9 protein-coding genes are annotated in these 11,772 nt (G+C 70.4%); 3 read left to right on the top strand and 6 right to left on the bottom strand.

Annotation, left to right across the window (positions count from 1 at the left end):
• The 6 genes from D7V77_RS35765 to trpS all read right to left on the bottom strand — a co-directional run.
• Positions 1–391, bottom strand: a 391-nt coding sequence (locus tag D7V77_RS35765) for a tetratricopeptide repeat protein (protein WP_368666226.1), incomplete at its 3' end; no start/stop codon positions are given.
• On the bottom strand, positions 392–2,509 hold the full coding sequence (locus D7V77_RS46070) for a HEAT repeat domain-containing protein (protein ID WP_120580749.1): 2,118 nt from the start codon (positions 2,507–2,509) through the stop codon (positions 392–394). It abuts the gene before it with no gap.
• Between the two features lie 97 nt (positions 2,510–2,606).
• The gene (locus tag D7V77_RS35775) at positions 2,607–5,198 is read right to left on the bottom strand and encodes a pseudouridine synthase (protein ID WP_120580750.1); all 2,592 of its coding nucleotides are present in this window, start codon (positions 5,196–5,198) and stop codon (positions 2,607–2,609) included.
• Positions 5,199–5,225: 27 nt separating this feature from the next.
• Positions 5,226–6,227, bottom strand: a complete 1,002-nt coding sequence (gene scpB, locus D7V77_RS35780) for an SMC-Scp complex subunit ScpB (protein WP_120580751.1) — start codon at positions 6,225–6,227, stop codon at positions 5,226–5,228.
• Entirely contained in the window at positions 6,214–7,089 is an 876-nt protein-coding gene (locus tag D7V77_RS35785) for a ScpA family protein (RefSeq protein WP_120580752.1), read from the bottom strand. The genes scpB and D7V77_RS35785 overlap by 14 nt, the downstream gene beginning before the upstream one ends.
• A gap of 138 nt (positions 7,090–7,227) precedes the next feature.
• Complete coding sequence (gene trpS, locus D7V77_RS35790; RefSeq protein WP_120580753.1) at positions 7,228–8,241, bottom strand: tryptophan--tRNA ligase; 1,014 nt, start codon at positions 8,239–8,241, stop codon at positions 7,228–7,230.
• Positions 8,242–8,485: 244 nt separating this feature from the next.
• On the opposite strand from trpS, the gene D7V77_RS35795 reads away from it, so the two are divergent.
• From D7V77_RS35795 to D7V77_RS35805, 3 genes are read left to right on the top strand one after another with little or no spacing between them, the layout of a single operon-like run.
• A complete protein-coding gene (locus D7V77_RS35795; protein WP_120580754.1) occupies positions 8,486–9,673 on the top strand; it encodes a DUF4388 domain-containing protein in 1,188 nt (395 codons plus the stop codon).
• 4 nt (positions 9,674–9,677) lie between these two features.
• On the top strand, positions 9,678–10,658 hold the full coding sequence (locus D7V77_RS35800; protein WP_120580755.1) for an RNA ligase family protein: 981 nt from the start codon (positions 9,678–9,680) through the stop codon (positions 10,656–10,658).
• A complete protein-coding gene (locus D7V77_RS35805) occupies positions 10,655–11,428 on the top strand; it encodes a hypothetical protein (RefSeq protein WP_120580756.1) in 774 nt (257 codons plus the stop codon). Before D7V77_RS35800 ends, D7V77_RS35805 begins: the two co-directional genes overlap by 4 nt.
• Positions 11,429–11,772 lie beyond the last annotated feature (344 nt).

Here is an 11,772-nt window from a genome sequence, read left to right on the forward strand (position 1 = left end):
CCCGAGGGGTGATGAGGCTCGCAGGGGTGGATGGGGGCGCGGCGTCCTTCGGCTTCGCCCTGGAGGTGGCCGGCGTGCCCCTTCGCGCGTACAGGTCCGCGAGCATCTGCTGCACGCCCTGGTGGGACGGATCCAGTTCGAGGATCAGCTTGCTCGCGGCTATGGCGCGCGGGAGGAAGCCCTCCTTCGCGAAGCCCTCCGCCGCGGACTGGTACGCGGAGACGGCGCGGTCACGCTGACCGGCCTTGGACCACGCATCCCCCATGCGCAAGCGGCTCTGGTGATCCTTCGGCTCCGCCTGGCAGTAGTCCTCGTACAGCTCGGCGGCCTTGGCGAAGCGGCCCTTGCCGAAGGCCTCCGTCGCCTTGTCCTTGAGCGCGCGCGACTCCATTCACCGCGCCCCGCCAGCCGCCGTGCCTTCCTTCGTCATCGAGGCCCCCGCCGCGACGCGGACCTCGCGGAAGTAGTCGCCCTTCAGCGCGTCCAGCGGCTCGGCCTGCGCGCCCGTGTTCATCTTGCGCAGCGCCGTGGCCGCCGCGGCCCGGATCTCCGGCAGGTCGTGGTACAGGTCCCGCCCCACCACCTCCGCGGACTTCGCGTCGCCCATGACTCCCAGCGCCAGCAGCACGTCGCGCCGGGCCACGCTGTTGGAGTCGTCCAGCGCCTTGAGCAGCGTGGGCACCGCGTCCTTCGCGCCCATCCGCCCCAGGAGCTGCGCCGCGAGCGCCGCCTCCGCCCCACCCTCCTTCACCACGCCCTGCAACGCCTCGGACGCGGACGCCGGCGGCGGTCCCACGCGCGTCAGCGCATCCAGGACCACCAGCTTCTCGCTGCCCATCTTCGGCAGCGACGCCACCAGGGCGAGCTGCCCGGCCTCACCCTGCTCCGCCAGCGCCAGCGCCAGCGTCTTCTGCAGCTCGCGGTCGGGCTCCAGCAGCGCCGTGCGGGTCACCTCGATGCCTTCCGGCCCCACGGACGCGAGTCCTACCAGCGCCGCCGCGCGCAGCACCGGGCTCGCGTCGTCCGTGTAGCCCTTGAGGATCTCCAGCGCTCCGGGCGCCTTGAGCGCACCCAGCGCGGTGAGCAGCGTGGCCAGCGGCTGCAGCTTCGCGGGCTCCACGTCGTCGCTCAGCTCCGAGGGGACTCGCGGAGGCACCACCACGCGCCCGGCCTCCTTGGCGCGGGCCGCGTTGAGCGCCTGGAGCCGCTCGAAGAGCTGCGCGTGCTTGGACGACCGGTTGTCTTCCTTCGCCTTCGCCACCTCCGCACGCGGGGCCGACGGATCCAGGTCCGCGGCGTACTTCCGTGGCAGCGCCTGCGGGATCCAGTCCGCGCGCAGCGCCGCGAGCCCGGCGACCTCCTGCTCGTAGAGTTTCTGGATGACGGGCACCACGGAGGCATCGCCCACGTGCGTCACCGCCTCCACCGCGAGCGTGCGCAGCCCGACGTCCGGCTGGTTGAGCCACGGCGTCACCTTGGGCAGCAGCGCCTGCGCCGCCGGGCCCAGGCCCGTCACCGCCTGGAGCCCTGAAGCCGCGGAGGCGGGGCGCGACAGCCGGTCCGCGATGGGGTCCGCCGGGCAGCCGCCTCGCGAACGCATGGCGCGGGCGGCGTCGAGGGCCTCATCCCGGGCGCCGTCGAGCGCGATGGCGCACAGCGCGGCGTCCGTCGCGGGCGTGCGCGGGAAGGTCAGGATGGCGTCGGTGGCCAGCGGGCTCACCGCGCTCTTCTCCACCGCCACCGCCTGGAGCTTCGTCGCGGCCGTCGGATCCTGAAGCTTCATCAGCGCGCTGATGGCGGACTCACGAAGCTCCGGGAAGCTCTCGTCGAGGAGCAGCGCGATGGGGGCCACCGCGCGGGTGTCGCCCGCGTCACCCAGCCCACGCACGGCGGCGGCGGCGAGGATGACCTGGCTGTCACGCACCATGGGGAGCAGCCGGCTCACCGCCTCCGGGCGGCCGCTCTTGCCCAGCTCCTCCGCGGCGCCCACGCGTTCCGGGAGCACGCCTTCGGTCAGGGCCAGGAGGTTGCGGTCCCAGAGGCCCTTGGATTCGGCGGCGACGACGGAGGCCATGGCGCCAGGGACGTTGGTGCTCTTGAGGGCCTGGACGATGACCTGGCGCGTGGCGCGGCCCCGCCGTCCGTACTGGAGCGTGAGGTACGCCTTGGCCTTGTCGTTCTTCACCTTGGCGAGCGCCAGGGCGGCCTGGCCCTGAACGGCCTCGTCTGGATCCTCCAGGAGCTCTCCGAGCAGATCCACGACGCGCGGGTCCTGGCTCTCCCCGAGCGCGCTGGCGGCTTCACCGCGGACGAAGGCGGAGAGGTCCTTGGCGGCCCGGGTGAAGAGGACCAGGTCGTCCGCGTTGTTCTGCTCGGCCAGCTTCCTTACGGCGGCAGCGCGGGTTTCGGGACGGGGGTCCTGGATCTCCGCGAGGAGCTGATCCCGGTTGCCGTTGCACCCGACGAGGAGGGTCAGGGCGAGGAAGAGGGGTCGCACGCGGATTCGCATCGTTCTCCCGGAGCGGCGGACGCTGGAGGTAGGCGGCGGTTATATCAACGCCCTCCCGGGCCGCCCACCGACGGAGCGACCCAGGAGGAGGGGTGTTCTAGCGGGAGCGGCCACCACGAGGGGGCGGACGGCCTGCCCCTCCACGCTCGCCCGGGGGGGCCTTCCTCACGCCCGCGCGGACGATGCGCTCGCCAGTGCCGCTGGACGAGGACTCACCGCCGCCGCGAGACCGGCTGCCGGAGTCTTCACCCCGGGGCTTCCACTCGCGACGCTCGGGACGGTCTCCGCGAGCAGCACCGCCTGCACCGGCGGGCTTGCCGAAGCGGGCACCACCGCGAGGAGCACCGCCCTCCGCGCCGAAGCGGCCGGCGGGCTTGCCGAAGCTGCGGCCACGAGGAGCACCGCCCTCGGAGCGACCGGCACCGGCGGGCTTGCCGAAGCTGCGGCCACGAGGAGCGCCGCCCTCTTCACGACCGAAACGGCCACCACCGGCGGGCTTGCCGAAGCTGCGGCCACGAGGAGCGCCGCCCTCGTCTCCGAAGGAGCGACCGCGCGGGGCGCGCTCGTCACCGCCACGGCCCGCACCGGCAGGCTTGCCGAAGCTGCGACCACGAGGAGCGCCGCCCTCTGCACCGAAGCGGCCGGCGGGCTTGCCGAAGCTGCGGCCACGAGGAGCGCCGCCCTCGTCACCGAAGCTACGACCGCGAGGGGCACCGCCCTCGGAACGACCCGCACCGGCAGGCTTGCCGAAGCTGCGACCACGAGGAGCGCCGCCCTCCGCACCGAAGCGGCCGGCGGGCTTGCCGAAGCTGCGACCGCGAGGAGCACCGCCCTCGTCACCGAAACGGCCTGCGGGCTTGCCGAAGCTGCGACCACGAGGAGCTTCGTCACCACCCCGACCCGCACCGGCCGGCTTGCCGAAGCTGCGGCCGCGAGGCGCACCGCCCTCGTCACCGAAACGGCCAGCAGGCTTGCCGAAGCTGCGCCCGCGAGGAGCCTCGTCACCGCCACGGCCCGCACCGGCAGGCTTGCCGAAGCTGCGACCGCGAGGAGCGCCGCCCTCGTCACCGAAACGGCCAGCAGGCTTGCCGAAGCTGCGGCCACGAGGAGCACCACCCTCGTCACCGAAGCGGCCCGCGGGCTTGCCGAAGCTGCGACCGCGAGGAGCTTCGTCACCGCCACGACCCGCACCGGCGGGCTTGCCGAAGCTGCGACCGCGAGGCGCGCCGCCCTCGTCACCGAAGCGACCCGCGGGCTTGCCGAAGCTGCGACCGCGAGGAGCTCCACCCTCGTCACCGAAGCTGCGACCGCGAGGGGCACCGCCCTCGGAACGGCCCGCACCGGCGGGCTTGCCGAAGCTGCGACCGCGCGGAGCACCGCCCTCGTCACCGCCACGGCCCGCACCGGCCGGCTTGCCGAAGCTGCGACCGCGCGGAGCACCGCCCTCGTCACCACCGCGCGCCGGCTTGCCGAACCGGCTACCACCGCGCGGCGCATCACCCTCGGAACGACCCGCACCGGCCGGCTTGCCGAACCGCGCGGCGCCACGGGGGGCACGCTCACCCTCGGGCTTGCCGGTACGGCCCGCGCCTCGCGCGGCCTTGCCGTAGATGGCTCCCTCGGCGGCGTCCGACTCCGCCTCGTCACCGTCGTCGTCGAACGTCGGCACGTCATCCAGATCCGCGTCGTTGTCCGTCTCCAGCGTCGCCCCGCGCTTCGCGAACTTCGGCGGACGCGTGCCTCCGTCCTGCACGCCCTTCCACTCCTTGCGCTCCGGACGCGCCTCGCGAGTCTTGGGCCCCGTCGGAGCCTTCTTCGCCGCACGCTCCGTCTTGCGCGGCGCGGCCGGTGCGTCGTCGTCCATCGACAGCTCGATGTCGTCGTCCTCCGCCCCGCCGAAGCCCGGCGCCGAACGCCCGTGACGGCGCGGCGGCAGCTTCAGGTCCGAGGACGCCGGCTGCGCACGGCCTTCCGCCACCTCCGTGAGCTGCAGCACTTCCGCGACCTTCAGCGGCCGCAGCTCGCCAGGGCGCAGCCCTTCCACGCCCACGCCCGCGTAGTTCGGACGGAACAGGCGCACCACCGGGTGCCCCACCGCCGCGCACAGGCGCTTGATGAGGTGCGGACGACCTTCCGCCACGACGATCTTCAGCCAGGTGTTGCGCTCGGCCTTCTCGAAGATGTCCACGGACACCGGCGTGGCCATGCCGTCTTCCAGCCGCACGCCACCGCGCAGCTTCTCCAGCGTGGGGAAGTCCGGCACGCCCTTCACCTTCGCCAGGTACGTGCGCGGCACCTGGAAGCTCGGGTGCGTGAGCTTGTGCGCCAGCGCGCCGTCATCCGTGAAGAGCAGCGCCCCTTCGGCGTCGTAGTCCAGACGTCCCACGGGGAACAGGCGGCGGCCCGTCTCCTCCACATAGCTGGCCACCGTGGGCCGGCCCTGCGGATCCGACAGCGTCGTCACGACGCCCACGGGCTTGTACAGCAGGTAGTAGGACGACTCTTCCGGCGGCGTGACGAGCTTCCCATCGACGGTCACCAGGTCCACTCCGGGCTCCACCCGGCTGCCCAGCTCCGTCACCGTCTCGTTGTTCACTCCGACGCGACCGGAGGTGATGAGTTCTTCCGCGTGCCGGCGCGAAGCAACTCCCGCGCGAGCCAGGTACTTCTGCAAACGTTCCGCCGCCATTCCGTGCCTTCTTCCAGTTGCCGCCCATCACTCGGGCTTGGGGCCCTCGCTATCACCCTTCTCGGGCGAAGGGGGGCTTTCCAGGATGCTGGCGCTGACCTTCTGGCTCCGCTCCGCGGCCGCCATGGCCTCCTCCAGTTCCTCCAAGGCTGCCTCGCTGGCCGCCTCGTTCTTCTCCATCCGCTTCGTGAACCCCGGGTCCGACAGCGCCGCCACCGTCCCCGACGCCACCGGTACCGGCGGAGCCGCCTCCTTCTCCACGATTTCCCGGTGCTCCTGGGTCAACTCATGGAATTCCCGGAGCGTGGGCAGCGCGGAGAGGTCCTTCAGCGCGAAGAACTCCAGGAACTCGCGCGTGGTTCCATAAAGAATGGGGCGGCCGACTTCTTCCCGCTTGCCCAGGATTTTCACCAGCTTGCGGTCCATCAGCGCCTTGAGCACCGCGCCGCAGTCCACGCCGCGGATGTCCTCCAGCTCCGGCCGGGTGACGGGCTGGCGGTACGCGATGATGGCCAGCGTCTCCACCGCCGCGCGGGTGAGCCGCTGCGGTTTCACCCGGAGGTAGCGCCGGACGTACTCCGCGGAGTGGGGGTCCGTGCGGAACTGCCACCCGCCCGCCACCTCGTAGAGGACGACGCCGCTGATGCCCTCGCGGTGGATGCCGGAGAGCTGATCCAGCGCCTGGAGGATGGGATCCCTCGGGATGCCGGTGGCCTGGTAGAGCTCGTCCACGGACAGGGGGCGCTCGGCGACGAAGAGCACGCTCTCCAGCACCGTGCGGATGCGGTCCGGGGAGAGGTTGCGGCTCTTGGCGAGCAGCTTCTCGAAGGAGGACTGGAGGTCCGGGACGTTCTCGGTGTCGTCCGAGTCCTCCTCGATGGCGGCCGCCTCCACCCCGTCCAGCTCCGCGTCGTCCGGGCCAGGGCCGGTGACCGCGGCGATCTCCTCCTCGGAGAACTGTCCGGGGCCGCCGGGCGTGCCGGGGGCGGGCGTCTCGTCACCGTCGTCGGGACCGTTACCGGTAGTCACTCTCGTCGACCTCCGTGGGGATGAGCTTTTCCAGCGCGTCCCCGTTGGGCGTCACCTGGATGGGGCCCAGGGGCTCCTCCTGGAAGACCTTGATGAGGCGGCGCTTCACCATCTCCAGCATGGCGATGAAGGTGATGACCACCTCCTGGCGCGTGGCCGCCTCCGTGAACAGCGCCTCGAACACCACCTGCCCGTCCTTCTTCACGCGCTCCGCCAACCGGAGGATGGCCTCGGACAGGCTGACGCGCTCCAGCACCACCTCGTGCTGCACCTTGGGCGTCAGCCGCTCGAGCACCCGGTCGAGCGCCTCCACCAGCTTCAGGACGGAGATCTCCTGGAGCCCCACCTCGTCCTCGGGGATGGGGACCGCCTCCACGGGCACCTTCCGGGCGAACACGTCCCGGTCCAGGATGTCCTGCTTGGCCAGGTGCTCCGCGGCGTCCTTGTACTTCTGGTACTCCAACAGTCGGCGCACCAGCTCCGCGCGAGGGTCCTGCGCCTCCTCCACCGCCGCGAGCGCGTCCGCCCCTTCCGGCACCTGGGCCGCGTCCTGCCGGGGCAGGAGCATGCGGCTCTTGAGGTGGGCGAGCGTGGAGGCCATCACCAGGAACTCCCCGGCGATGTCCAGGTTCAGCTCCCGCATCCGCTCCAGGTACTCGAGGTACTTGCCGGTAATCAGCGCCAGCGGGATGTCGAAGATGTCAACCCGGTGCTCCTTGATGAGATGGAGCAGCAGGTCCAGGGGACCTTCGAAGTTGGGCAGCGCCACCCGGAAGGCGTCTCCGGGCGTGCGCGGCAATCCCTCCCCGTCGGGGTCCGGCGGGAGGTCGTCCGGCGGTGGGGGCTTGCGACCTTCGCTCACCGGCCGGCGTCCTTCTGGGGGGATGGGAACTTCGTCATGCGTAAGGGTCCGAATTTCCGGCCTTTACGCGCGCCGGGGGGACAGACCTCCTTAGCAATGCCTCCCAGGGGGGTCAAACATTTGAACAGGAACGGGCGTTCAGGGGATTCCCACTGCCCGCCTCACCTGGTCCATCAGGCGGGTGGCTTCCGCCCGGGCGCGGTTGGCGCCGTCCGCGAGGATGCGCTCCAGTTCCCCGGGGTCGTTGAGCAGCTCCTGCCGGCGCTGGCGGGCGGGGCCGAAGGTGACGTGGAAGGCCTCCAGGAGCTTCTTCTTGAAGTCGCCGTAGCCCTTGCCGCCGGCCTTCCAGGACGCGTCCACGTCGGAGAACTCGCCGGGCGGGAGCATCAACTTGAGGAGGTCATACAGCGGCGCGTCCACGGTGGGCTTGGGCGCGTCCACGGGCGTGGAGTCCGTCTTGATGGACATGATGCGCTTCTTGATGTCCTTCTCCTCGCCGAACAGCTCCAGCGTGTTGCCGTAGGACTTGGACATCTTCTGTCCGTCGATGCCGGGCACGGTGGCGGCGTTCTCCTGCACGAAGGCGGCAGGAAGCTTGAGGATGCCGGGCGCGTGGCCCCGCTCCTTCCCTTCTGGATCCGCCGGGTCGTAGCCGGGGACGTACTGGGTGTTGAACTTCACGGCCCAGTCGCGTGCGAACTCGATGTGTTGGATCTGATCCTTGCCCACCGGCACCTGATCCGCGCTGTAGAGCAGGATGTCCGCGGACATGAGGACGGGGTACGCGTAGAGGCCGAAGTCCGCGCTGATGCCGCGGGCGACCTTGTCCTTGTAGCTGTGGGCGCGCTCCAGGTGGGCCTGGGGCACCACGGTGCCGAGGATCCAGTTGAGCTCCAGCACCTCCTTCACGTCGCTCTGGCGGAAGAGGACGGCCTTCTTCGGATCCAGGCCCAGCGACAGGTACGTGAGCGCCGCGTCGCGCGTCAGCTCCAGCGCGAGCTTCGGGTCCCGGACGGTGGTGAGCGCGTGGTAGTTGGCGATGAAGTAGTAGGCCTCGCCCTGGTCCTGGAGCTGCACGAACTGCCGCATCGCCCCGTAATAGTTGCCGATGTGCAGCTTTCCGGACGACTGGACGCCTGAGAGAATCCGCATCGCGATTCGTGCTCCCAATGACGGGTGGAGGACACGGCTCGTTCGCACACCCGCCGTCATGCTGCAACCTTCCGTTGGGACAGGTGAGCCATTCCAATGCCTGACACTCGCGCGCCCGGCATTTCTGGAACATTTCGTCCGGGCAGGAAAAGACCAGCAGTTTCAGGGGGTTGAGAGGGCTCAAGTCTCCCAGGTACCCTGGCGGCCGGCGCAGCATGCGACGTGCCTTGGAGGGCGCCCACGGATGGAAGCGTTCACAGGAAACCTGGCCAGCTACCGGCTCCAGTTGGTGTTGCCTCCGTTGTTCGCGACTCCTGGAGTGGAGGGGACGCTGCGGGTGGAGCGGGGCGCGGTGCGCCGGGAGTTCTACCTGCGGGACGGGCACCTGGTGGGGGTGGCCTCCACGGATCCGAGGGAGCATCTGGCGCAGGTGCTGGTGAACCTGCGCATCCTGGACGCGCCCCGGGCGGCGGCGGCGTTCGAGGCGGCGGAAGGGGCGAACCTGCCCTACGGCACGTTCCTGGTGCAGCGCTGCTTCGTGGAGCTGTCGCAGCTGACGGAGGCCATGGAGCACAAGGCGCGCGAGGCGCTGTTCGACTGCTACGCCTGGGAGTCGGGCGAGGTGGAGTTCACGCCGGGGCTGCCCCTGTCCGGGCGGGCGGTGGGCCTGCGGCTGCCATTGAGCACGCTGCACCGGGACGCGGTGGCGAGGGTGCAGGAGTGGGCGCAGTTCCGGGACATCTTCCCGCGCCTGGACACCACGTTCCGGGTGTTCCGCGAGTTCGCGGTGGAGACGTTCTCCGAGGAGGAGGACGTGCTCCTGGATCTGGCGGCCGGAGGCGCGACGTTGGGCGAACTGCTGGCGAGCGCGAGGGAGGCCCCGTTGTTCGCGGCGCGCTGGGTGCTGCACCTGTACCGGCGGGGAGCGCTGGCGCCGCACCGAGCGACGGGCCTCACGGTGGGCGAGTCCACGGAGTTCACGGAGCTGCTGGCGCTGGTGCGCGCGTTCCTGTCGTCGCGCAAGTACGACCTGGCGGTGGCGTTGGCGGCACAGGTGCTGGAGCGGGGGCCGGTGCCGGAGGCGCACGCGCTGTACCGCGAGGCGGAGGTGGGGCTGACGCTGGCGTTGAGTGACGCGCTGTTCGCGTTGGACGGGAGGCTGGTGTTCGAGCCCATTCCCCGCCCTGCCCCGGCGGATCTGACGGCGGACGACCTGTATCTCTATTCCAAGCTGAGGGGCAGCCGGAGCATCCGTCAGGCGTTGCGCACGGCGGCGATGGGTGAGTTGGCCGCGTCACGGTCCGTGGAGCGGCTGAGGGCCGCGGGGCTGATCCGCGTGGCCCCGCTGGCGCCTGGTACGCCGGAGCCGGCACCGAGGCGGACGACGACGGATCCCTACGGTTTGAATCTGGGGGACCTCGGCGGAAACTGAGGCCATGCGCTTCCGACCCTTCCTGAAGATGTCCTCCGCGGGTGATGCACGGGGGCAGGCCAGTCCTTCCGGGAGCTGGGTGGCACTGGAGAAGCTCCATGGCGCGCAGCTCGTCCTGGGCGTGCAGGACGGGGCGGTGCACTTTGGCAAGCGCAAGGCCTGGCTCGAGGAGGGAGATTCCTTCTTTGGATGGCAGCTGTTGCGCCTGTCCTTGAGCAACGCGGCGCTGGAGGCGGTCCGGACGCTGGGGCTCACCGGCGCGCGCGTCTACCTGTACGGAGAGCTGTTGGGAGGCCGCTATCCCCACCCGGAGGTCCCGGCCGTGCCTGGAATGATGCCGGTCCAGACGGGCATCTGGTACGCGCCGGGCCTTCACTGGGTGCTGTTCGATATCCTCGTGGCCCGGTCGGACGAGGACGAAGGGGTGATGCTCTCGCATCGCGACGTGGAGACGGCCGCGAGGGCCGCCGGGGTGCTCGTCCCTCCCCTCGTGGCGCGAGGAACCCGGGCGCAGATGGAAGCCGCGCCCACGCGAGCGCTGACGCGGCTCCCGGCGATGCTGGGCCTGCCCCCGCTGGCCGACAACCATGCGGAGGGGCTCGTCATCAAGAGTGAGCAGCCCGTGTCACCGGGGCAGCGCGTCGCCTTCAAGCGGAAGATCGAGGAGTTCAACGAGGCCCGCTTCGACGAGAGCACGGCATGGGATGCCCACCAGCGGCTGTCCTTCGCGGAGCTGCAGGACTGGTCCTCACGTCTGGTGAATCCCGCGCGGATCTCCAGTGCCCTCTCGAAGTGCGGGCGCGATGATGCCGAGGCCGTGTTGAGCGAGGTGGAGCTGGATGTCCGGGTGGATCTGGAGTTGGCCTTCCCCACCGCGTGTCAGGCCCTGGATCCGGCGAGCGAGGAACGGCTGTCCGCACATGTTCGTGAGCTTGCCCGGCCGCTCATCCGGGAGGCCGTGGATGTCGCGTTGAAGTCCGAATGACGCTCCGCCAACGAACGTCCCCGCTCGCATCGGGCCTCAAGCCGCACGACCAGGTACGCGCCCTGCTCGCGCGTGGCTGTCGTCGGCAGGCCCGGGCATGTGCCGAGCAGCTCGTGGAGCGAGGTAATGATCCGCTCGCCACGGCGCTGCTCGCGGACGCGCACTTCGCGCTGCGAAGTTTCGACACGGCGTCGCGACTCTATGCGCAGTGGTTTGACGGAAACAGCCGGTTGGACGCGGCCCGCGTGTTGCGCCACTACATCACGCCCCTGCTCCAGCAGGACTTTGGCGAGGGACACCGTCAAGTGCGGCGGGCCTCCATGCGCGCCGCCGAGGCCTCACGGCTCTCCGAGCCCGAGGCACGAAAGGCGGGCCTTCGCGAAGCCCTCCAGTTGGATCCACTCTGTGGAGACGCGTGGACGCACTACGCGCCGCTCGTCGCGGAAGAAAATCCGGAGCAGTGCGCGAACGAGTGGGTGGCTGCGGTCTCCCTCGCGGGACACCTGGACGTGCGCCACCACATCCAGGCGCTGGCTTTGCTTTCGCGGGACTCCAGTGAGACGGCCGCGGTGCTCCGGCTCGCGGTCCTCCGGCTCACACTGGACCGGTATGGAGAGCGCTTCTTCGAGGAACTCCAGCGCCAGGATCCGGGTGCCAGCATCGGGGGCTCGGCCAGCTACCTTCAGTATCTGCGCAACACGGTGGACGCCGCACGGCAGGTCTTCCTGGATGCGGACCAGGAGCCCGTTCCCCACGCGGCCGGAACCTGATCAGGGGAACTCGAGCGTGCCTTCGCGCCAGGCCTTGAGCGCGTACTTTGCAGGGGTCCTGTTGGGCCCCGGCCGAGCCGCGAGCCAAAGAAGGACGGGCTCGCCATACTCGGGTGCGAACTCCAGGGCATGTGTCGCGACGAAGGACCGGATGATCTCGTCCTTGCTTTGCAACAAGGGAAGGAGTCCTCCGCCCCAGGATTTCTTGAGACACCTATCTGGGGGAATAACCTCCCCCTCGCGAGGTGGATGTGAAGAAGCAACAGAAGCAGGACAGGACGGCGGAGCGCGGTCGGTTCTCGGCGAAGCGGAAGAAGGAGGCTGTGCTCCGATTGCTCAAGGGC

Source organism: Corallococcus sp. CA041A (genome assembly GCF_003612075.1).
GTDB classification, from domain to species: Bacteria; Myxococcota; Myxococcia; order Myxococcales; family Myxococcaceae; genus Corallococcus; species Corallococcus exiguus.